This is a genomic window from Gluconobacter frateurii (genome assembly GCF_002723955.1).
GTDB classification, from domain to species: domain Bacteria; phylum Pseudomonadota; class Alphaproteobacteria; order Acetobacterales; family Acetobacteraceae; genus Gluconobacter; species Gluconobacter frateurii.
On sequence record NZ_BEWN01000002.1, the window covers coordinates 322,801 to 344,924 of the forward strand.

The following is a 22,124-nucleotide window of genomic DNA, read 5'->3' on the forward strand; positions in this document are numbered from 1 at the left end:
TCTGTGCCTGACCGTCAGAAACTATTGGCTGCAACCTAGGGGATTATTGGCGCGCGTCAAAACGGATGCGCGCGTTTTCGATCTGATCCCGATGCGTGACGGCCCATCGGCCAAAGGCTTCAGTAATGCTTTGCAGAGATCGCCCGAGATCCGTCAGTTCATAATCCACGCGGGGTGGCGTGGTGGGGGTAACGGTGCGTTCCACCAGCCCGTCGCGTTCCAGATTCCGCAGCGTCAAGGTCAGCATGCGTTGGGAAATTCCCTCAATGGATCGACGGAGTTCGCTGAAACGCATGGAGCCATCACCCAGCATCCGAACGATCAGGATGCTCCATTTGTCTCCCACGCGCGCCAGAATGGCGCGGACAACAGCGCATGTATCGCTCTCATGCGTGACAGGAGGGGGAAGGGTACTAACATCCATGTGCCTATGATCCCTGAATGTGCCGTCTTGCGGAGGTATGAGAAAGGTTTCTTATCTTGTGCTGGTTACGATCAGGAACCGGAAGAGAAAAGATGAAACTGCTTCATATCGACTCCAGCATTCTCGGCGGTTTTTCCGCCACCCGTCAGCTCAGCGTCGCCATTGTCGATCGCTATCGCCAGAAACATCCGGACCTGGAAGTGACGTCCCTTGATCTGGCCGTTGAACCGCTCCCGCATCTGGATGGCGAATCGCTGTCTTTTCTGGGGAAGGAACTGACAGGCGACGCAGCGTCCAACCCTGTGCTTGTGGCAGGGGCAAAAGCTCTGGCTGATTTTAAGGCGGCTGACGTCCTCGTGCTTGGCGTACCAATGTACAACTTTGGCATTCCCAGCCAGCTCAAGGCCTGGATCGATCGTATTGCGATCGCGGGTCAGACATTCCGCTATGGTGCGAATGGTATTGAAGGGCTTGCCGGTGGCAAGACGGTCGTAATTGCTGGTGCCCGTGGCGGCATCTACTCGGAAGGAACGCCACAAGCCATTTTCGAGCATCAGGTGACCTACATCAAGGCTGTTCTTGGTTTCCTTGGAATTACGGATATCAAGGTCATCGAGGCCGAAGGTCTGGCCACGAATGGTGGCAATGATCGCCCTCGTATCCTTGCGGAAGCAGAGAGCGCCATCGCTGCTCTTTGAGGTTTAATCCGTAACGCCGGTGTCCGGTCCGAACGTCTCGTAACGCAGACGTTCGACTGGAACACCGGCTTTTGGAAGAGACTGCACCATCTCGCGCATGAAGCCGGTCGGACCACAGAGATAACAGGCTGCGTTCTCTGGAATATGAGACGTAATCCAGTTTGCGTCCGGCCGACCTTCTACGGACGTCAGACGCGTGTGCAGGCTGATGTTTCCTGAAGTGTCTGCAAGCTCACGCAGTTTCTTGGAAAAAGGTGCTGCCTCCGCAGAATGCGCGATCTGAATAACGCTGACCGGTGTTGCATCTGTCTTTCCCGCCAGGGATTCGATCATGCCGATCATGGGTGTGATCCCGATTCCAGCGCAGATGAACGCGACAGGCGTTTCAATCTTTTCGGGTAGGACGAACCCGCCAGCGGGGGGTGACAGGCGGATCTCATGCCCTACATTGTCTGCGCTGTTGAGCCACGTTGAGACGACACCGTTTGGCACATGCCGAACACTGATAGTGTAACCGTCGTGACCCGGCTTCGACGTGATGCTGTAATTGCGCCGCGTCTGGCCATAGTCCGGGATATCCAGATCCACGCCCAGATACTGGCCGGGAACAGCCCGAATAACGCTCTTGCCATCTACAGGCTTGAGTTCGAGCGTTGTCACGTTCTCACATTCCTGATGGGCCTGAGCGATCTTGAAAGAGCGCCACCCCGTCCAGCCCCCATCAGCCTGAGCGCTCGTATCGTAAAGCTGATGCTCGCGACCGATTAGAATATCGGCCAGAGCCCAGTAGGCTCGGCCCCAGGCATCCAGAATCGCCGGGGTCGCGGCACCGCCCAGAACATGCTGAATGGCGCCAATAAGCGCCGTTGCGACATGGGGATAATGTTCGGGCAGGATTTCCAGACTGACATGCTTTTGAGCAATGCGCTCTACAGCCCCTCCAAGAACGCCAAGATTATCGATGTTCTTTGCATACGCCAGAACAGCCATGGCCAGAGCGCGGGGCTGCGTTCCTTTGGATTGATGGGTCGGGTCAAACATTTCCGCAATGGCAGGGTCTGCCAGCAAACGACGATACATTTCGGTCGTGATGTCGAGCCCGTGCGCTTCCAACGCAGGAATGGTCGCCTTGATGATGGCGATAACGTCTGGAGTAAGGCTGCGGTCTGAAGAGGACATGATGGGTCTTCTTAAAGGTGTATAACAAATACATCTTTAGGCACGTGACTTCGCCTCGTCAATCTGCCAGAGGACTCGTATGCGGCTGACCCTTCACACTGACTATGCACTGCGGACCCTGCTTTATCTGGGCGGTCGCCCTTCCGTGCGTGTTTCCATCCGTGACATTGCGCAGGCTTACGGGATTTCAGAGAACCATCTCGTGAAGGTGGTGCACCGTTTGGGGCAGGGACAGTTCATCACAACCACACGCGGCCGTGGTGGCGGTCTGACGCTGGGCCGGCCGGCGCAGGAAATCGGAATAGGAGAGGTCGTTCGCTTCACGGAGGACGACATGATGCTGGTGGATTGTGAAGGGCGCTCCGCCGGGAATCGTGCCTGTATTCTGTCTCCATCCTGTCATCTGCGCAGCGTGCTGGGTGAAGCACTCGGTGCATTTTTAACAGTTTTGGACCGCTATACCCTTGCAGACCTTTTGCAGCCTGCTGATCTGGCGCGGTTGTTCCCGGAACTTACACAGCCTTTGTCGGGCAATTCGGAAAGAGACTGACTTCGCTTTCAGTCCGTCTGAACGAATGCATGTCATGTCCCTAATCCGTGCAATGTGATTGGAAGAGTTCGACATCCCGCGCGAAGGTCAGCCGTTACTTCTGGTCAGCAGACTGAAGAAAAGGATGTGACGTTCATGCCTGATGCAACAATGGCTGAGCAGGTCTCAAAGAAACCTGGTTTTATTGCCGCCCTCGATCAAAGCGGCGGATCAACGCCCAAAGCTCTCGCACAATATGGCATTGGCCCCGATGCCTATTCCAATGACGCAGACATGTTCCGACTGATGCACGAAATGCGGGTCCGGATTATCACGTCTCCAGCTTTTCAGAGTCATGAGGTTCTGGCCGCAATCCTGTTTGAGAAAACCATGGATGGCACGGTCGGAGATGTCCCTGTTCCAACCTATCTGTGGAAAAACTGCGGCATTGTCCCGTTCCTGAAGATCGACAAAGGCCTGGAAGAGGAAAAGGATGGCGCTCAGTTGATGAAGCCCATTCCCGGTCTGGATACTCTTCTGGAGCGTGCGGCCAAACTGGGCGTGTACGGAACCAAGGAACGGTCAGTGATCCGTCTGGCCAATCCCGGAGCGATCAAGGCGATCGTTCAGCAGCAGTACGATATTGCCGCTCAGGTTGCGTCTCATGGCCTGGTTCCCATTATGGAGCCCGAGGTCCTCGTGAAAAGTCCTGAGAAAGCAGAGGCTGAGGCCATTCTCGCTAAGGAACTGGCCCTTGGTCTGGATGCGCTGCCTGGTGATTATCCGATCATGCTGAAGGTCACGATCCCTGAAAAGGCAGACCTGTATGCAGACCTGATGAAGCACCCCCGGATGCAGCGTGTCGTCGCCCTGTCAGGTGGTTATCCGCTGGATCAGGCCTGCCAGAAGCTTAAGGCCAATCACGGCATGATCGCCAGTTTCTCCCGTGCGCTCGTGGACGATCTGCGCGTGTCCCAGTCCGATCAGGAGTTCAATGCGATCCTGAGCAAAGTAGTGGACCGGATTTACGACGCTTCGGTCAACAAGGCCTGAAGCAGTCCAGAGGCCTGCGTCAGTACAGGCCTCTTTTCGTTTTCCGAAAAGCCTGAAGGATACGGGATATGAACACGCCCACGCTCTGGCTCATCCGGCATGGTGAAACGGACTGGACCGTCAGCGGCCAGCACACAGGCCGAACGGACATTCCCCTCACAGAAAATGGTCGGGAACAGGCACGCGCCCTGAAATCGCGTCTCGCAGATCAGACATTCGATCAAGTGTTTTGCAGTCCTCTTCAACGCGCTCGTGAAACCTGCGAACTGGCTGGGTTTGGTGCTCAGGCCCAGATGGAGCCTGACCTCACGGAATGGGATTACGGCGTTTATGAGGGGCGAACCTCCGCTGATATTCTCAAGGCCGAACCGGACTGGTCCTTATGGACATCCGATGTCCAGAACGGAGAAAATGCGGAACAGGTTCGAACAAGGGTTGGGCGTCTGCTTGATCGCCTTCTGACGCAGCAGGGTACGATTGCTCTGTTTGCGCATGGTCACATCCTGCGCAGCCTCATCAGTATGTGGATGAGCAATGACGTCCGTCTGGGCGAGAATATTCTCCTTGATACAGCGTCTGTCTCTGTTCTGGGCTTTCAGCGTAACGCCCAGGTGCTGCGTAAACTGAATACCTGAAAACCCGTCTGAAATTTTTCGTGCTCCCTGTGCGGATGGCGTTTTGCGTCTTAGTGTCAGGGCGCAGGATCGTCTCTTGGCTGGTATTGGGTAGGCAGACAGCCTCCCTGTCATCAAGAGCAGTTAATGATGGTGGAGCTGTTCATGATTATTTCTTCCGCAACGGATTACAGAGAAGCAGCCCGCCGTCGCCTGCCCCCTTTTCTGTTCCAATACATTGATGGCGGGTCCTACGCAGAACAGACAATGCGCCGGAATATCTCGGATCTGGCCGATATTGCCCTGCGTCAGCGCATTCTGAAAAACGTCTCCGCTCTTAACACAGGTACGGAACTGTTCGGGCGCAAACTCAATATTCCTGCCGCTCTGGCTCCCGTTGGCCTGACAGGTATGTATGCGCGCAGAGGTGAGGTACAGGCTGCCCGCGCGGCGGCAAGAAAGGGCATTCCTTTCACCCTGTCGACCGTCTCGGTCTGCCCGATTGAAGAAGTTCAGGGACGTAGCCCTGTTCCCATCTGGTTCCAGCTTTACGTGCTGAAAGATCGGGGCTTCATGAAGAACGCCTTGGAACGCGCTAAAGCCGCTGGCATTACCACACTGGTCTTTACGGTAGATATGCCAACGCCGGGAGCCCGTTATCGCGATGCGCACTCAGGGATGTCCGGTCCGAACGCAGCGATCCGGCGTTACGTGCAGGCTATGACGCATCCCATCTGGGCCTGGGATGTTGGCGTGCGTGGCAGGCCGCATGATTTGGGCAATATCTCCCGCTATCGGGGTAATCCGACCAAGCTCGAAGATTATATCGGCTGGCTCGCCAATAATTTCGACCCGTCCATCAGTTGGAAAGATCTGGAATGGATCCGTGACTACTGGGACGGCCCCATGGTCATCAAAGGTATTCTCGACCCCAAAGATGCCAAAGATGCGGTCCGGTTCGGTGCTGATGGGATCGTTGTCTCCAACCATGGTGGCCGTCAGTTGGACGGTGTGCTCTCAAGCGCCCGCGCACTCCCGCCGATAGCAGAGGCCGTTAAAGGAGAGCTGAAAATTCTGGCAGATTCCGGCATTAGATCGGGGCTGGATATCGCCCGAATGGTTGCAATGGGGGCGGACGCCGTTCTGCTTGGCCGTGCCTTTGTCTACGCTCTCGCTGCGGGTGGGCAGAAGGGCGTGGAGAACCTGCTCGACATTATGGAGAAGGAGCTTCGCGTCGCCATGACCCTTACGGGTGCGAGTGCTATTTCAGATCTGACGTCAGAAAGCTTGGCGCGTCTGGCTCCGGAATTTGGTTGAATTTTTTTCTGTTAATTGTGGTCTAGATTACTGAGTTGTTCCAAATCATACTTCTTACAACTCAGTATTTCTTTTGAAAAAAATCTTCTTAAAAATCTGCATCGATAATGGTCTGTTCAAGATAAGGCATAATATTTGAAAAATACGAATATTTCTCGCAATATTTTTTCTCAGCCATGTAGGGCCTATCGAGCATTTGTAATGTCGCTATTCCCAAATTTTCATCGCTGTCGTTTATGGAAACGAAGGTATCACTCCCCCCGTATTGAACAGAAGGATGCAACCGGTAGCAATCAAATAATTGATAGATGTGAATTATTGACCGAGAAGAAAGTAGCTTGGTAGATTCGAGTTTGTATTTTTCACAAAGCTCTTCCCGTATGATTTTTCCATTTTCATTTGTTTGTTGGGAAATTTGTTTTCTATAATCTTCTGGCAATTTTCCGTCTATTTTCTGAGAAGTGTGATCGCTGGCTTTAGAGAGTGCAAGACGAATATATGCACCTAGATCAATATTTGACATGGGCAATGGTTGATACATCAAAGGTGTATTGGGGTCAGTTGTTGATGTCCCAGTAGCCCACTGAAAGCTATAAAAACATTTCTTTGATCGGACTAGAGTAATATGCTTCAGTTCAGGAGGTATTTCCCATGTTTTAAATGGGTTAAGAATTGAAGATTTCTCTGGTCTGGAAACTAAATCGTATTTGCTGAGATCTACAGGCCAGCCATACTCATACCATTTCCCATTTTTTCGTTTATATGCGATCCAGGCAATTCTTCGAGAGCCAGAACCAACACTATAAAAACCTAATACCAGGGCAGGTCGCCGTTGAAGAAAATATGGCCCTAGCGTATTTCTGGAAATTTCTGAGGTTGCTGCATCAACAACAGATTGCTTCGCCCGGATCAAATCACCAACTAAAAAATTATCGTTCATGTGGTTTTTCCTAATTCTATAATTAGACTTGAAACTGATGAGGTAATGTTAATAAGGTTTGTGCATTTTTCAATTATACTTTGTTCATGTTTGATTTTTTATTATGATATATGTCTATTTATTGAGGTGATGGAAATTACTATTGCATGTCGGATTAAAGGTAATTCTTTTGTAGAATCACTTATAATGAGAAAAATAGGTATGGAATACGAAGAATGTAAATATCCTTCTTTCAGAAGGGTGTTTTATAAGGCAGCGAAAGCAGAAGACCCTTTAAAAAAGATAGGACATTAGCAATTGTGTCAAAAAAACCCCTCCGTTTCGGGAGGGGTTTTTCCGTCATTAGCGACCTTCGAAGAAATCACGGACCTTGGCAAAGAATCCGCTGTTTTCGGGGCTGGCTTTGGTGTGATCGTCTCCTGCTTCCTTCTCGAATTCTTCAAGAAGTTCACGCTGGCGTTTGGTTAGATGGTGAGGTGTTTCCACCGAAACCTGAATATACATGTCACCACGGGCCGAGGAACGCAGCACAGAGAAGCCCTTGCCGCGAAGGCGGAAGGTTTCGCCCGTTTGCGTTCCAGCCGGGATGCGGACACGGCTGCGGCTGCCATCAATGACGGGCACTTCCACTTCCGTCCCAAGTGCAGCCTGCGTCATGCGCAGCGGAACGCGGCAGTAGATATTGGCGCCATCACGCTGGAAGATGTCATGCGACAGAACCGCGACATGCACATACAAATCGCCGGGCTGTACGCCTTCGCCACCGGCCTCGCCGCGGCCGGCCATGCGGATACGCGTGCCGTCTTCGACGCCCGCCGGGATCTCGATCTTGAGCGTCTCAGTCTTGGCTTGTGTGCCGGAACCCTGGCAGGATTTGCATGGATTGCGGACTGTACGGCCAGAGCCGTTACAGGTCGGGCAGGGGCGTTCCACAAGGAAGAAGCCCTGCTGAGCCCGAACCTTGCCCGCACCATGACAGGTTGCACATGTCGTGCTGCCACCGCCCGCGTCCGCGGAGCCTGACCCATGGCAGGACTCACAGGCAACACGCGTCCGGACTTCAACATCCTTGGTCACGCCGGAGAAGGCTTCGGTCAGGCTGATCTCGACCTGAACCTGAACGTCAGCGCCGGTGCGACGTCCACCGCCACGGCGGCCGCCCATCATGTCGCCAAACATCTGGTCAAAGATATCGCCCAGTCCGCCGGCACCAAAGCCGCCGAAACCGCCGCCGCCACCCATTCCGCCCATACCACCATCAAAGGCGGCATGCTTCTGATCGTCCTTCAGGACTTCGTAGGCTTCGTTGATTTCCTTGAATTTCAGCTCGGCTGTTTCGTCTCCCGGATTACGATCCGGATGATAGCGCATGGCCTGCTTGCGGAAAGCTTTCTTCAGCTCATCCGCAGACGCTGTGCGCGAAACTTCGAGGCTTTCGTAATAGTCGATCTTCGTGGCCATGATCGGTCCTTGTCTGAGGGCCGGAAACAAGAACGGCGCCCACCCCCTTGCGGGAACGGGCGCCCTTCGGAAAACAGGTCAGGTGGGGCGGGAAGCCCCACCTGGGGAAGTCACCCGATCAGTGCTTCTTGCTGTCGTCGACGTCTTCAAAGTCGGCGTCAACAACGTTTTCGTCCTTAGCTTCTGCACCGGCAGCTTCACTGCCCTGCTGGGCTTGTTCTGCCTGATACATGGCCTGACCGACCTTCATGGCAACCTGCGTCAGACGCTCGCTGGCGCTCTTCAGCGTTTCAGCGTTGTCGCCGCCCAGAGCTTCACGAGCTGCTGCGATTGCAGCTTCAGCTTCAGTCTTGTCAGCCGCCGGAACCTTGTCGCCACCTTCCGTGAGAGACTTCTCAGTCTGGTGGATCATGCTCTCGGTGCTGTTGCGCAGCTCAACCAGTTCACGCTTGGCCTTGTCGGCAGAAGCGTTGGCTTCAGCTTCCTTGACCATACGATCGATGTCACCATCGGACAGACCGCCAGAAGCCTGGATCTTGATCTGCTGTTCCTTGTTCGTCGCCTTGTCCTTGGCGGACACGTTGACGATACCGTTGGCATCGATGTCGAACGTGACTTCGATCTGCGGAACGCCACGCGGTGCCGGAGCAATGCCCTGCAGGTCGAAGTTGCCAAGCAGCTTGTTATCGGCTGCCATCTCACGTTCGCCCTGATAGACCTTGATGGTCACAGCGTTCTGGTTGTCTTCAGCCGTGGAGAAGGTCTGGCTCTTCTTGGTCGGGATCGTCGTGTTGCGGTCGATCAGACGGGTGAACACGCCACCCAGCGTTTCGATACCCAGCGACAGCGGCGTCACGTCGAGGAGCAGAACGTCCTTCACGTCACCCTTCAGGACAGCGCCCTGAACGGCTGCACCGATAGCGACCACTTCGTCAGGGTTGACGTTGCGAGCCGGATCCTTACCGAAGAATTCCTTAACCGTCTCAATGACCTTCGGCATACGGGTCATACCGCCAACGAGAATGACTTCGTCGATCTCGCTCGTGGACACGCCAGCATCCTTGATGGCCGAACGGCATGGGCCAAGCGTACGCTGAACCAGATCATCAACCAGGCTTTCCAGCTTTGCGCGGGACAGCTTGACGACAAGGTGCTTCGGGCCGGATGCATCAGCCGTGATGAACGGCAGGTTGATCTCTGTTTCCTTGGAGGAAGACAGCTCGATCTTGGCCTTCTCAGCGGCTTCCTTCAGGCGCTGCAGGGCGAGCTTGTCACCTCGCAGGTCAATGCCCTGATCCTTCTTGAACTCGTCAGCCAGGAAGTCGATGATGCGGTTGTCGAAGTCTTCACCGCCCAGGAACGTATCACCGTTCGTGGACTTCACTTCGATCACGCCATCAGAGATCTCAAGGATGGAAACGTCGAACGTACCACCACCAAGGTCATACACGGCCACCGTGCCGGAATCGCGCTTTCCAAGGCCGTAAGCCAGCGCAGCAGCTGTCGGCTCGTTGATGATACGCAGGACTTCGAGGCCTGCAATCTTGCCGGCATCACGCGTTGCCTGACGCTGTGCATCGTTGAAGTAGGCCGGAACCGTGATGACGGCCTGGGTGACCGTCTCGCCGAGGTAAGCCTCAGCCGTTTCCTTCATCTTGCCGAGAACGAATGCGGAAATCTGGGACGGGGCGTAATTTTCGCCACGGGCGCGAACCCATGCGTCGCCGTTGTCGCCCTTGACGATCTCGTAAGGGACCATGCCCTTGTCCTTGGCGACGGTCGGGTCGTCATAACGACGGCCGATCAGACGCTTGACGGCATACAGGGTATTGGTTGGGTTTGTAACAGCCTGACGCTTCGCGGCCTGTCCGACAAGACGCTCACCGTTTTCGGTGAATGCGACCATGGACGGCGTCGTGCGTGCACCTTCGCTGTTTTCAATAACGCGGGTCTCGTCGCCTTCACGCACTGCAACGCAGGAGTTGGTCGTGCCGAGGTCAATACCGATGACTTTGCTCATGTACTTTCTGTCCTTTCAGCGGTTTACCTCGGCCCTGTCAGGCACCGGGGCAAACCCTTGTGACGTCAAATCCGAACCCTCACAGGCTCGTGTTTCCGTGTTCAAATCTAGGCAGGGCTGCAAAGTGTTTCAAGGCCTTGAGAGCAACATCTTTCATGAAAAATCCGCGTCCGTGGCACGAGGTGTAAGGATGTGGCTTCCGCTGACGCGCGGAATGGTTCAGTTTGCTTGCAGTCATGCAAATTCATCTGACCTCCCGAGCCGCGATACTGGCTGCACTCACCTGTCTTTCCGCCTGCGGACCGATAGGGCCATCCAGGCTCCAGCGGGATGAACTGGAATACTCGCGTGCGCTCGGTGAGTCGCAGAAGCACGAGATGCTTCTGAATATCGTCCGGCTACGTTACGCCGATCCGCCGACATTCCTTGATACAACGCAGGTCATTGCGGGCTACAGTGTCTCAAAAAGCGTGAGTGGTGGGTTCTATGCCTATCCCGCCACAGCGGTCGGTAATTACCTTTTTGGTACTGGCACCATGACGGCAGGGGAAAGTCCAACCTTCACCTATCAGCCGGTGACAGGTGAGCAATATGCTGAAAATGTCGTTCGACCGATTTCTCCCACAGTGATCATGCCACTCAGCCTTGGTGGGCTGCCTATCGATACGCTTCTGCGCCTGACGGCTCAGTCCATCGACGGACTGTCGAATGTGCGGGGTATCGGGGCTGGGGGCGGGTCTGTCCGATTTTATCTGCTCCTGCATGATCTTCGGCAGCTTCAGATTGCCGGAGCAATGACCATTCGTATTACGACGGATGCGCCGCCGCCTTCTTCGGATGATTCGGGCAAGAAAAAGGGTTCTAAATCTGACCCTGCGAGTAAGCAGGAACATTCCTATCTTGTGCTGTCCTCAACGTCGGACAGTAATTTGCTCGCTATCCAAGCGGAAGTCCGACGCCTTCTGCATCTCGATCCACATGTCGAGGAAGCGGAAATTGTCTATGGACCTTATCCAAAACACACGGGTCAGATTGCCATTCTGACGCGCTCGATGCTCGCTATGCTGACCCAGCTTGCTTATGAGGTCGAGGTTCCGGAAGAGGATATTAAAGCAGGGCGTACGCCTCCTACCATTAGTCAGGTTGGCATTGAAAACCGTCCTGAAGTAGTCATTCACTCAAGCCACAAAGTTCCTGAACGGCGGTATGCGGCCGTCGAATACAATGATATGTGGTTCTGGATTGATGAAAAAGATTTCCAGAGCAAGCTAGCTTTTACAATGGTGCAGGTATTAAGCGCTCTGGCAGCGACCAATCATACTGGTGGCGCGGTCGTCACAATCCCAGCTGGCTAAACAGAATAGACATTCTCTCCAGAAATAGTTCCGAACAAATTTTTGTTACCTTGAACACGGCTTTGTTAAGGCATTTCAAAACGAAGTTTTATGGACCTGGACTGAATATGGATTTACCGTCCCCAGTATTCAGTTTGGGAGGCATTCGGTTATGCCAAATATTCAAGGCAACAGGACTCTTACGGAGTGGCTGACGCTGCTTCTGGGGGTCGTCATCCTTCTCGTGGGCCTGTTCTTCGTTATCGCGGGCGGTGACCTCGCGATGCTGGGCGGCTCAACCTACTATGTCCTCTGTGGCATCGTGCTGGTCGCCAGTGGCGTGTTCATGCTCATGGGGCGCACGCTCGGGGCATTCCTGTATCTCGCTGCTCTGGCCTACACCTGGGTCTGGTCCCTCTGGGAAGTCGGTTTTAGCCCCGTTGACCTTCTGCCCCGTGCTTTCGGCCCGACCATCCTCGGCATTCTCGTCGCCCTGACCATCCCGGTCCTGCGTCGCATGGAAAGCCGTCGTACTCTCAGAGGAGCCGTCTGATGCGCCGGTCTCACCTTCTCGCAACAGCCGCTGGACTTGCTCTCGCCTGTTCGCCGCTTGCTGCTCACGCACAGTTCGCTCCCGCAGGGTCAGGCGGGGCGCCTTCCGCGGCCGTTCCTGGCCCAGGAAATGCGAGCGAACCGACCGAAAGCTCCCCAAAAAATCAGGGTTATTTCTCTGGACCATCGCCTTATGCCCCACAGGCTCCCGGCGTAAACGCGGCCAATCTGCCGGACATTGAGTCGATCGATGCCTCGCAGGTCCCGGCCATGGCTCCGCAGCAGAGCGCCAATCCTGCACGCGAAGACTGGGTGGCTTACGGGCGTGATGATCACCAGACGCGATATTCTCCGCTTTCGGAAATCACGCCTGAGAACGCAGACAAGCTCAAGGTTGCCTTTACTTACCACACGGGCAGTTATCCGCGTCCGGGACAGGTGAATAAATGGGCCGCAGAAACCACGCCGATCAAGGTGGGTGACGGCCTCTACATGTGTTCCGCTATGAACGACATCATCAAGCTGGATCCGGTTACGGGCAAGCAGATCTGGCGTCGGAACGTGGATGTCAAATACCACTCCATTCCGTACACGGCCGCCTGTAAAGGCGTGACGTACTTCACGTCTTCCGTCGTTCCGGAAGGCCAGCCCTGCCACAATCGCCTCATCGAAGGCACGCTGGATATGCGCCTGATTGCAGTAGATGCTGAAACCGGGGATTTCTGCCCCAATTTCGGTCATGGTGGTCAGGTCAACCTGATGCAGGGCCTTGGTGAGTCTGTGCCGGGCTTCGTTTCCATGACGGCACCTCCGCCGGTCATCAATGGCGTTCTGGTCGTGAACCACGAAGTGCTGGACGGTCAGCGCCGGTGGGCTCCATCGGGTGTGATCCGTGGTTACGATGCTGAAAGTGGCAAATTCGTCTGGGCCTGGGACGTCAACAATCCGGATGATCACAGCCAGCCCACGGGCAATCGCCATTACAGCCGTGGAACGCCGAATTCCTGGGCCACCCTGACGGGCGACAATGAGCAGGGTCTCGTTTACGTCCCGACAGGTAATTCCGCTGCTGATTATTACAGCGCCCTGCGTAGCGATGCTGAAAACAAGGTGTCCTCTGCTGTTGTCGCCATTGACGTCAAGACGGGGTCTCCGCGCTGGGTCTTCCAGACTGCTCATAAGGACGTCTGGGACTATGACATCGGTTCCCAGGCAACCCTGATGGATATGCCTGGCCCGGATGGTCAGACGGTTCCGGCTCTTATCATGCCGACCAAGCGTGGCCAGACCTTCGTGCTGGACCGTCGTACCGGCAAGCCGATCCTGCCGGTTGAAGAACGCCCCGCTCCGTCTCCTGGCGTTATCCCGGGTGATCCACGTTCTCCGACACAGCCATGGTCTGTCGGGATGCCTGCTCTTCGCGTGCCTGATCTGAAAGAGACGGACATGTGGGGTATGTCCCCCATCGATCAGCTTTTCTGCCGCATCAAGTTCCGTCGTGCGAACTATGTAGGTGAGTTTACGCCGCCGAGCGTCGATAAGCCATGGATTGAATATCCGGGCTATAACGGTGGCAGCGACTGGGGCTCCATGTCCTATGACCCGCAGTCCGGCATCCTGATTGCGAACTGGAACATCACGCCGATGTACGACCAGCTCGTGACCCGCAAGAAGGCTGACAAGCTCGGCCTGATGCCGATCGACGACCCGAACTTCAAGCCCGGCGGCGGCGGCGCCGAAGGTAACGGCGCCATGGACGGAACACCGTACGGTATCGTCGTGACCCCTTTCTGGGATCAGTACACGGGCATGATGTGTAACCGGCCGCCTTATGGCATGATCACGGCCATCGACATGAAGCACGGTCAGAAGGTACTCTGGCAGCATCCGCTCGGTACTGCTCGTGCTAATGGTCCATGGGGTCTGCCAACGGGTCTGCCATGGGAAATCGGCACTCCGAACAATGGTGGGTCGGTCGTGACTGGTGGTGGTCTGATCTTCATCGCGGCGGCAACGGATAACCAGATCCGCGCGATTGACGAACATACTGGTAAGGTTGTCTGGAGCGCAGTCCTTCCTGGCGGCGGTCAGGCCAATCCGATGACGTATGAAGCCAATGGCCACCAGTACGTCGCCATCATGGCGGGCGGTCATCACTTCATGATGACGCCAGTATCTGACCAGCTCGTGGTTTACGCGCTGCCGGATGCCGTAAAACAGTAACCAAGTCCTGTGGCGGATGCGTCGTGCATATCCGCCACACTCCATCGTCAGAAGGAGACTTTCGTGCTAGCCAAGCATGGAAGTCTCCTTTGTCGTTTCCGGTTCTTTCCTATGGATGTCGGTCTGACATGAGAGTTTCGTCTGGCTCTTACTTTCAGAATGGTTTGTCACCCCACCATGACTGCCCGCTCTCCCGTCATCCTGCAGGTTCTGCCAGCTCTCAGCACGGGCGGTCTGGAAAGGGGAGCTATTGAAATTGCCGCAGCCATTACGCAGGCCGGCGGTAGGGCGATTGTTGCTTCGAAAACTGGCCCGCTTCTCGTACAGCTTCGCCACGCAGGGGCGGTGCATGTGCCACTGGATCTCAAATCCAAATCGCCAGTTTCCGTTCGGCGCCGTGTGCGTGAACTTCAGAAGCTGATCCGGGAGCAAGAGGTCGATCTGGTTCATGCCCGGTCCCGTATTCCGGCATGGGCGGCATGGCTGGCTTGCCGTCGTGAGAATATTCCTTTTGTGACAACGTGGCACGGAGTCCACGAGGCTGGCTGGTGGGGCAAAAAACTCTACAATTCGGTGCTCGCGAGGGGCGCAAGGGTCATCGCCATTTCGCACTACATTGCCGGACGTCTTTCAGGGCAGTACGGCGTTCAGGCAGATCGTCTTCGCACCATTCCCCGTGGTGCGGATTCACGGATTTTCGATCCCGCAGGCATTTCAGGTGAACGGATCCAGAAGCTGGCCGAAACATGGACTATCCCGCATGGTGTCCATGTCATTCTGATGCCTGCGCGTCTGACGGCATGGAAGGGGCAGGGCGTTCTGGTGGAGGCTTTGGCTCTCCTGAAGCAGACAGCTCTTGAACCCTGGATCTGTGTTCTTGCCGGCCCAGAAACGGACCGGAAATTCGCACGCTCGCTGGGACTGCGTGTAAAGGAACTGGGGCTGGAAGAGTGTGTCCGTTTTGGTGGAACCTGTCAGGACATGCCTGCAGCCTGTGCACTGGCAACGGTTGTAGTCGCTCCCTCACTAAGGCCAGAACCTTTTGGTCGCACTCTCGTCGAAGCCCAGATGATGGGAAAGCCTGTGATTGGCACTGCACAGGGTGCGATGATGGAGACTGTCCTTCCTGGGCAGACGGGTCTGGTCGTCCCGCCAGACAATCCCCAGGCTCTTGCGAACGCTCTCGCGGCTACGCTGTCGATTGACGATGAGACACGGGCTTACCTCGCCGAGAATGCCCGTCAGCACGTCTTGCAGAATTATACGATCCGGCAGATGCAGTCCGCGACGCTCGGTGTATATGACGAGTTGCTTGGAACGCACCTTCGAGCGTCTTTCGATGGACAGAATGATGACACCTGACAACCCCGAAAACGATAAACAGCCTGCTCACCTGACCGACAAGGCCAAGGCTGCCCGGGATGCCCGTGCAGAGCGGGAAGCCAAGGCCCTTCGAGCCAATCTGCTTCGTCGCAAGCAGCAGCAGCGTATCCGCCCGGCAACGCCTTCGTCCTCTTCAGAAAACTGAGCTCCCCAGAGTGAAATTTCGTCTGGCGACGCCCACGCCGCAGGAACTGGCTCTGACCGGGGTGACGGCTCTGTGGGGCGGAACGTTTCTCGTCCTGCATCTCGCCATGCAACATAGCGGACCGCTCTTCTTCGTAGGCGTGCGCTTTCTGATGGCTGCTTTCATGGTCGCCTGTCTGGCAGGGAAGCATATGGCTGGCGTGACCCGGCGGGAAATTCGATCCGGGTTTATTATCGGTGTCGCGCTCTCGGTTGGATATGTGTTTCAGAGCGCTGGCCTGCAGTTTGTCAGCAGCAGTCGATCGGCGTTCATTACGGCGCTTTATGTTCCTCTGGTGCCTCTGTTTCAGTGGGCGATCCTGCGCAAACCTCCCCATCTCATGAGCTGGATTGGTATAGGTCTGGCCTTTGCTGGCCTGATTGCCCTGGCCGGTCCGGAAGCTTTGAACCTGACATTCAGTCATGGTGATCTTCTGACCGTTCTCGCAGCCTGCGCAGTTGCGAGCGAGATTGTGCTGATCAGTCTGTTTGCTCAAGGCGTGGATAGCCGCCGAATCACGGTGTGCCAGCTTGCCGGAGGCGGTCTTTTCGCCCTGTTGCTCATGCCTGTCATGGGAGAGCACGTTCCGGTGTTCTCGTGGATCTGGGTTGCATGTGCCGCAGCGCTGGGGAGCCTCAGCGCACTCGTGCAGCTTGTTATGAACTGGGCGCAGAAATCCGTGCCCCCTTCAAAAGCCGCCGTTATTTACGCGGGGGAGCCTGTTTGGGGCGGCCTGGTTGGCTGGATTGCGGGGGATCAGCTTCCAGCCACGACCCTTCTTGGGGCCGCGCTGATTGTGTGTGGCGTGCTGGCCAGCGAGATGAGACCGCGCTGGCTTGTCAGAAAGCAACAGCACCTCACGGAAAATGGCTGAACGGACACATTGCGTGATCGGGCTGCTATCGGTAGAGCAGATCGATCCCCACGCGTAGGAGTTAATGCGTCCATGCCGATCATGCCTGATACCTGGATCCGCCAGATGGCCAAAGAACACGGCATGATCGAACCGTTTGTGGAAAACCAGAAACGGGAAGGCGTCATTTCCTACGGTTTGTCTTCCTATGGTTACGATGCCCGCGTCGCTGAAGATTTCAAGATCTTCACGGATGTCGACAGTGCCATCGTGGACCCGAAGAATTTTGCAGCAAACAGCTTCGTAACGCGGACGGGGGACATCACGATTCCCCCGAACAGCTTCGCGCTGGCGCATACGGTGGAATACTTCCGCATCCCGCGCGACACGCTGGTCGTCTGCCTCGGCAAATCCACCTATGCCCGCTGCGGCATCATCGTGAACGTCACACCGCTGGAGCCTGAGTGGGAGGGGCAGGTCACCATCGAGATCAGCAACACCACGCCGCTGCCAGCCCGTATCTATGCCAATGAAGGTATCTGCCAGTTCCTGTTCTTCCAGGGCGCGAGCCCCTGTGAAGTCAGCTACGCAGATCGTGCCGGTAAATACATGCGCCAGTCCGGCGTAACGACGCCTCGCCTGTAAGGAGCGCATAGTCATGGATCGTTTCATCATTCGCGGTGGTCGTCGTCTTGTTGGCGAAATCGAGATCGGCGGCGCGAAAAACTCTGGCCTCAAGCTCATGGTGGCCGGACTGCTGACGGCCGAGCGTCTCGTCCTGTCCAACGTACCGCAGATTGCCGACATCAAGACGATGCGTGACCTGCTGACACGTCTGGGCATTTCGGTTGACGATGTCGGGCCGCGCACGTTGTCTATCGGTGGCGAGATCGCTTCGGTCGAAGCGCCTTACGACGTTGTTTCCAAGATGCGTGCGTCCATTCTTGTGCTTGGTCCGCTGCTGGCGCGTGCTCGCGAAGCCAAGGTCTCGCTTCCGGGCGGCTGCGCGATTGGCACGCGCCCGGTGGACATGCATCTCAAGGGTCTTGAGACGCTGGGTGCAGAGATCCGTCTGGAGAACGGCTACATCAATGCGCGGGCTCCGAACGGCCTGAAAGGCGACCGGATTGTCCTGCCATTCGCCAGTGTGGGTGCAACTGAAAACCTGCTCATGGCTTCCACGCTGGCCAAGGGCCGCACGGAGATCGTGAATGCCGCACGTGAGCCGGAAATTACCGACCTGGTGAACTGCCTCAATGCAATGGGTGCAAAGATCACAGGCTCTGGGTCTGGCACGCTGATCATTGACGGTGTTGAGGCTCTTCACGGTGCGGAATATGCTGTCATGCCAGACCGTATCGAATGCGGCACTTATGCCTGCGCGGCTGGCATCACTGGAGGTGATCTGCTGCTCGTTGGCGGACGTGCCGATGATCTCGGCGCTGTTGTCCGCACACTGGAAGAAACCGGTGTGGAAGTGACCGAAGAGGCCCGTGGCCTGCGTGTTCGCAGGACAGGCCGTCTTCAGGGCGTGGATATCATGACCGAACCCTATCCGGGCTTCCCGACGGACATGCAGGCCCAGTTCATGGCCATGTTGTCCGTGGCTGAAGGTGCTTCCATGATCACGGAAACGATCTTCGAGAACCGCTTCATGCACGTTCCTGAGCTGAACCGTATGGGCGCGCGGATCAACCCGCATGGCCGCTCTGCCATCATCCGTGGTGTGGAAAAGCTGTCTGGTGCTCCCGTCATGGCAACTGATCTGCGGGCGTCTTTCTCCCTGATTCTCGCGGGCCTGGCGGCAGAAGGGGAAACCCAGCTCAGCCGCATCTATCATCTTGATCGAGGGTACGAGGGCGTGGATCGCAAGCTCGCAGCCTGCGGTGCGGATATTGAACGCGTTTCAGACTGATCTGGCTCTAGCGTCAAAAAAGGCTCTATCCTTTTTAGGATAGAGCCTTTTTTTGTTTCTGACGCTCGGAGATGCATGCGGAAACACGCACCGTCATGAAACGTCTTTCCATCTCCATGCGTACTACTCTGACCAGACAGTCAGAAGGACCAGAGCATGACGATCCCGACACTCACTCTGAATGACGGCACCACTTTTCCCGCCATGACGTTCGGAACATACAAGCTGAATGGTGCAGCGGGCGTTGAGGCGATGAAAAGTGCCCTGAATGTTGGTTATGACGCGCTCGATAGTGCGTTTAACTATGAAAACGAAGGTGCCGTTGGTCGCGCCGTGAAGGAAAGTGGGCGGGATCGCAAGGATCTGCGGATCGCTTCAAAGCTCCCCGGCCGACACCATGCTTATGACGAGGCCCTGGCGACCATTGAAGAGTCCCTGTATCGCGCGCAACTGGACTATTACGACCTGTATTACATCCACTGGCCGAACCCGAAGCAGGGCAAATATGTGGAAGCCTGGAAAGCCCTGATCGAGGCCAAAAAACGTGGCCAGATCCGCTCCATTGCCGTATGTAATTTCCTGCCAGAGCATCTGGAACGCCTTGAGGCTGAAACGGGTGTGCTGCCGTCCATCAACCAGATCGAACTTCATCCTTATTTCCCGCAGGATGAAATGCGGAAATGGAACCATGATCATGGGATCATTACCCAGGCATGGAGTCCCTTGGGGCGAGCCAATGACCTATTGACCAACCCACTTCTGGAAAAGATTGCAAAGAGGGTTGGAAAGGGTGTCGGTCAGGTCATTCTGCGCTGGCATCACCAGCTTGGGTCGGTGCCGATTCCGAAGTCTGCAACGCCAAAGCGGCAGATCGAAAACATGTCGATTTTTGACTTCACTCTGACCGATGAAGACATGGCAGCCATCGCTACGCTCGCTCGCCCGAACGGCCGTCTCAAGAATCAGGACCCGGCAGTTTACGAAGAGTTCTGAGAGAACGGGGGCTGCCAAAATTGGTAGCCTCCTTTTTTCCGTTTTATCCGCGTGTCAGAGCGCGCTGGAACAGGGCATTTGTCCAGTTCATGGCCTGCAAAAACAAGGCAGCATCAAAACGGGGCGCCCCGTCCCGCAGAAAAGCATGCTGTCCGTTGACTTCATGCCATTCCAACGCTGTCCCAGCTTCTTCCAGTCGGTCCCGGATCATGCGTCGGCCTGCGTAAGGCACATGCGGATCAGACTGCCCCCAGACCATCATCAGTTCGCCTTTGATGTCTGTGGCTCTGGCAAGCGAATCGTCAGACTTTCCTGCGCCAAGTGTCGCGGAATGGAGGTCTGTCGCATAGAAACAGGCCGTTGCCCGAATGGCTTGGTGAAGCGCTGCACGGTAGGCAAGATGACCGCCCAGGCAGACACCGAACGCGCCGATAGCTCCATTGCAAAGAGGGTTTTCCTGCAACCATGCAATGACCGACGCTGTGTCACTGTCGAAGGCAGAGACTGGCTTGGTATATTTCAGGTCATTTCCCCGGTCTGTCCCTTCCTTGTCATAAGCGAGGGCGGTCCCTGCAGGTTCATACTCATGATAAACTTCAGGGATAGCGACGATATATCCCTGCCCTGCAATCATGGCGCCAAGGCGCTCAATTGGGGCCGTGACCTGATAGATTTCGGAATACAGAATGACAGCCGGGAAACGCCCTTCCTGAAGGGGGCGAAACACATGCACTCGCATGGGGCCAGTTGGCGTCTGAAGATCGACTGTTTCGTCAGTTTTGATGATCATGCGGCAATTCCGGCCCTGAAGATGTTTCCAGAAAATCATGACCTGCTGCCTGGACTGTAAGGCAACAGGTCAGATCCTGTTCAGCGTGGAGAAATGACGTCCGTCAGCGTTGCCGCCGTTCCGCGATCCTGGAGGCTGATCCGCATTTCGACGAAGAGGCGGACGAACGCCGGATTGTCTGTCAGGCCCCAGCCCGCGAACACGCTCATATCGAGAGCCTTTGCAGGATCCGAAGAGCCAGCCAGTGCGCGGTCTTCTTTGTTAAGGCGGGGCTCCGTAACCGGAAATTCCGTTCCCTTGTCATCAAAGCCGCCCATATAGGTGCAGTAGCATGCCAGCAGGAAGGCGATGCGGCGCATGTCGCCGTTATCCTTCACCACGATTTCTGCTGTCGGCCGGATGAAGACAGGTAGCTTTGACGTGCTGTCAGAGGCAATGCGCAAAAGCTGGTCACTGACGGCCTTGTTACGGAAGCGCTGCAACAGAAGCGCCCCATATTCCGGCAGGCTCATGCCCGGAGGTGCGCTGAGCTGAGGCTCTGCGTCGAAGCCAAGAAACTGCTGTAACAGGCGGAAGAGACTATCGTCTTCCATGGCTTCGCTGACGAAGCGGTACCCCATCAGTACGGCCGGAAGGGCCAGCATGGAATGGGATGCATTGAGCATCCGGAGCTTCACCTGCTCGTAAGGCTCAACGTCGTCCGTGAAGAGAACGCCGGTTTCTTCCCACGCCGGGCGACCTTCCGGGAACTTGTCTTCCACGACCCACTGAATGAAGTCTTCGCAAAAGAGGGGCGCGCGGTCTTCAATACCGCTTTCCCGATCAAGACGCTCGATGTCCGCAGGACCAACAGCAGGTGTGATGCGATCCACCATGCAGGATGGGAAGGCAACGTTGCGGGAAATCCAGTCTGCCAGTTCGTCGTCTTTCAGGCGTGCAAAAGACAGAACGGCACGACGGGCTATCTCGCCATTGGACGGCACATTGTCGCAGGACAGGATCGTGAAGGCATTTACGCCTGCCTCCCGTCGCAGACGCAGGGCTTCGGTCAAAAGACCAAACACGGTCTCCGGCACGTCACGCTTGAGATCAGCGGTGATGACAGGATGGTCGGCCATGAAGTGACCGGCCTCATCCATATAGTAACCGCCTTCCGTAATCGTCATGGTAACAATGCGAATGGCCGGATCGGTCAGACGCTTCAGCGCCGCTGCACGATCTGCGGGCGCATGGATATATTCCACGAGGGACTTCACGACCCGGACGACATCAGGTCGGCCAGCCGGACATTCACGGAGCGTATAAAGCCCGTTCTGAGCTTGAAGAGCCTCGGCTTTCTGCACTTCAGACGGCACGTCCATCAGGCCGATGCCCACGATGCCCCAGCTTTCCTGACCGGGAAGGGCCAGTGCGCGATCCGTATAAACGGCCTGATGCGCGCGATGAAAATTGCCGACACTGAGATGGGCAATCCCCGCAGTCACCTTCTGGCGATCATAAGGGGAGGTAAGAATGGTCTCTGGAAGATGGGCCAGAGTTTCCGAAGTCAGTTTCATGATGGTTCTTCCGAACGAAAGGCCCACCCCTTTTAAGAAGATGAAGTGATGAGGAAACTCTTTTTATTGAATATAAATTTTTTCTAATAATTCTCTCCGTGTCGCG

Annotated in this window: 21 protein-coding genes; 14 read left to right on the forward strand and 7 right to left on the reverse strand. The window is 55.8% G+C overall.

The window, feature by feature from the left end; all coding sequences use genetic code 11:
• Positions 1–43: 43 nt before the first annotated feature.
• On the reverse strand, positions 44–424 hold the full coding sequence (locus GFR01_RS06910; protein ID WP_099181837.1) for a winged helix-turn-helix transcriptional regulator: 381 nt from the start codon (positions 422–424) through the stop codon (positions 44–46).
• Between the two features lie 92 nt (positions 425–516).
• Here GFR01_RS06910 and GFR01_RS06915 point away from each other — a divergent pair, with 92 nt between their 5' ends.
• Positions 517–1,122 (forward strand): FMN-dependent NADH-azoreductase, encoded by a 606-nt coding sequence (locus tag GFR01_RS06915; protein WP_099181838.1) that lies wholly within the window; start codon positions 517–519, stop codon positions 1,120–1,122.
• A 3-nt stretch (positions 1,123–1,125) separates the two neighbouring features.
• Here GFR01_RS06915 and GFR01_RS06920 read toward each other — a convergent pair whose 3' ends face one another.
• Entirely contained in the window at positions 1,126–2,301 is a 1,176-nt protein-coding gene (locus GFR01_RS06920) for a globin domain-containing protein (protein ID WP_099181839.1), read from the reverse strand.
• Between the two features lie 79 nt (positions 2,302–2,380).
• Here GFR01_RS06920 and GFR01_RS06925 point away from each other — a divergent pair, with 79 nt between their 5' ends.
• The 4 genes from GFR01_RS06925 (at position 2,381) to lldD (ending at position 5,814) form a co-directional block, all read left to right on the forward strand.
• A complete protein-coding gene (locus GFR01_RS06925) occupies positions 2,381–2,851 on the forward strand; it encodes an Rrf2 family transcriptional regulator (RefSeq protein WP_099181840.1) in 471 nt (156 codons plus the stop codon).
• Between the two features lie 135 nt (positions 2,852–2,986).
• Positions 2,987–3,883, forward strand: a complete 897-nt coding sequence (locus GFR01_RS06930) for a fructose bisphosphate aldolase (protein WP_063905611.1) — start codon at positions 2,987–2,989, stop codon at positions 3,881–3,883.
• 68 nt (positions 3,884–3,951) lie between these two features.
• Entirely contained in the window at positions 3,952–4,518 is a 567-nt protein-coding gene (locus GFR01_RS06935) for a histidine phosphatase family protein (RefSeq protein ID WP_099181841.1), read from the forward strand.
• A 144-nt stretch (positions 4,519–4,662) separates the two neighbouring features.
• Positions 4,663–5,814, forward strand: coding sequence for an FMN-dependent L-lactate dehydrogenase LldD (gene lldD / locus GFR01_RS06940; protein WP_099182126.1), 1,152 nt, complete (start codon positions 4,663–4,665; stop codon positions 5,812–5,814).
• A gap of 88 nt (positions 5,815–5,902) precedes the next feature.
• On the opposite strand, the gene GFR01_RS15515 is transcribed toward lldD, so the two are convergent.
• The 3 genes from GFR01_RS15515 to dnaK form a co-directional block, all read right to left on the reverse strand.
• On the reverse strand, positions 5,903–6,754 hold the full coding sequence (locus GFR01_RS15515; protein ID WP_145994559.1) for a hypothetical protein: 852 nt from the start codon (positions 6,752–6,754) through the stop codon (positions 5,903–5,905).
• A 342-nt stretch (positions 6,755–7,096) separates the two neighbouring features.
• A complete protein-coding gene (dnaJ, locus tag GFR01_RS06950; protein WP_099181843.1) occupies positions 7,097–8,215 on the reverse strand; it encodes a molecular chaperone DnaJ in 1,119 nt (372 codons plus the stop codon).
• Between the two features lie 118 nt (positions 8,216–8,333).
• Entirely contained in the window at positions 8,334–10,235 is a 1,902-nt protein-coding gene (gene dnaK, locus GFR01_RS06955; protein WP_099181844.1) for a molecular chaperone DnaK, read from the reverse strand.
• 236 nt (positions 10,236–10,471) lie between these two features.
• Here dnaK and GFR01_RS06960 point away from each other — a divergent pair, with 236 nt between their 5' ends.
• The 9 genes from GFR01_RS06960 (at position 10,472) to GFR01_RS06995 (ending at position 19,672) form a co-directional block, all read left to right on the forward strand.
• Positions 10,472–11,590, forward strand: coding sequence for a hypothetical protein (locus GFR01_RS06960; RefSeq protein ID WP_174694678.1), 1,119 nt, complete (start codon positions 10,472–10,474; stop codon positions 11,588–11,590).
• A gap of 151 nt (positions 11,591–11,741) precedes the next feature.
• A complete protein-coding gene (locus GFR01_RS06965) occupies positions 11,742–12,122 on the forward strand; it encodes a glycerol dehydrogenase (RefSeq protein WP_099181846.1) in 381 nt (126 codons plus the stop codon).
• Positions 12,122–14,344, forward strand: coding sequence for a pyrroloquinoline quinone-dependent dehydrogenase (locus GFR01_RS06970; protein WP_099181847.1), 2,223 nt, complete (start codon positions 12,122–12,124; stop codon positions 14,342–14,344). Before GFR01_RS06965 ends, GFR01_RS06970 begins: the two co-directional genes overlap by 1 nt.
• A gap of 177 nt (positions 14,345–14,521) precedes the next feature.
• Positions 14,522–15,706, forward strand: coding sequence for a glycosyltransferase family 4 protein (locus GFR01_RS06975; RefSeq protein ID WP_167384227.1), 1,185 nt, complete (start codon positions 14,522–14,524; stop codon positions 15,704–15,706).
• Complete coding sequence (locus tag GFR01_RS15520; protein WP_145994560.1) at positions 15,693–15,872, forward strand: hypothetical protein; 180 nt, start codon at positions 15,693–15,695, stop codon at positions 15,870–15,872. Before GFR01_RS06975 ends, GFR01_RS15520 begins: the two co-directional genes overlap by 14 nt.
• Before the next feature lie 10 nt (positions 15,873–15,882).
• Positions 15,883–16,785, forward strand: a complete 903-nt coding sequence (locus tag GFR01_RS06980) for a DMT family transporter (protein WP_099181849.1) — start codon at positions 15,883–15,885, stop codon at positions 16,783–16,785.
• 72 nt (positions 16,786–16,857) lie between these two features.
• On the forward strand, positions 16,858–17,409 hold the full coding sequence (gene dcd / locus GFR01_RS06985) for a dCTP deaminase (RefSeq protein ID WP_007281748.1): 552 nt from the start codon (positions 16,858–16,860) through the stop codon (positions 17,407–17,409).
• Positions 17,410–17,422: 13 nt separating this feature from the next.
• Entirely contained in the window at positions 17,423–18,679 is a 1,257-nt protein-coding gene (gene murA, locus GFR01_RS06990) for a UDP-N-acetylglucosamine 1-carboxyvinyltransferase (RefSeq protein ID WP_099181850.1), read from the forward strand.
• Positions 18,680–18,835: 156 nt separating this feature from the next.
• Complete coding sequence (locus GFR01_RS06995; protein WP_063903267.1) at positions 18,836–19,672, forward strand: aldo/keto reductase; 837 nt, start codon at positions 18,836–18,838, stop codon at positions 19,670–19,672.
• Between the two features lie 43 nt (positions 19,673–19,715).
• On the opposite strand, the gene GFR01_RS07000 is transcribed toward GFR01_RS06995, so the two are convergent.
• Positions 19,716–20,462 carry a dienelactone hydrolase family protein gene (locus tag GFR01_RS07000; protein ID WP_099181851.1) on the reverse strand — a complete coding sequence of 249 codons (747 nt, stop codon included), beginning with the start codon at positions 20,460–20,462 and terminating at the stop codon, positions 19,716–19,718.
• A gap of 80 nt (positions 20,463–20,542) precedes the next feature.
• Positions 20,543–22,018, reverse strand: a complete 1,476-nt coding sequence (locus GFR01_RS07005; RefSeq protein ID WP_099181852.1) for a mannitol dehydrogenase family protein — start codon at positions 22,016–22,018, stop codon at positions 20,543–20,545.
• Positions 22,019–22,124 lie beyond the last annotated feature (106 nt).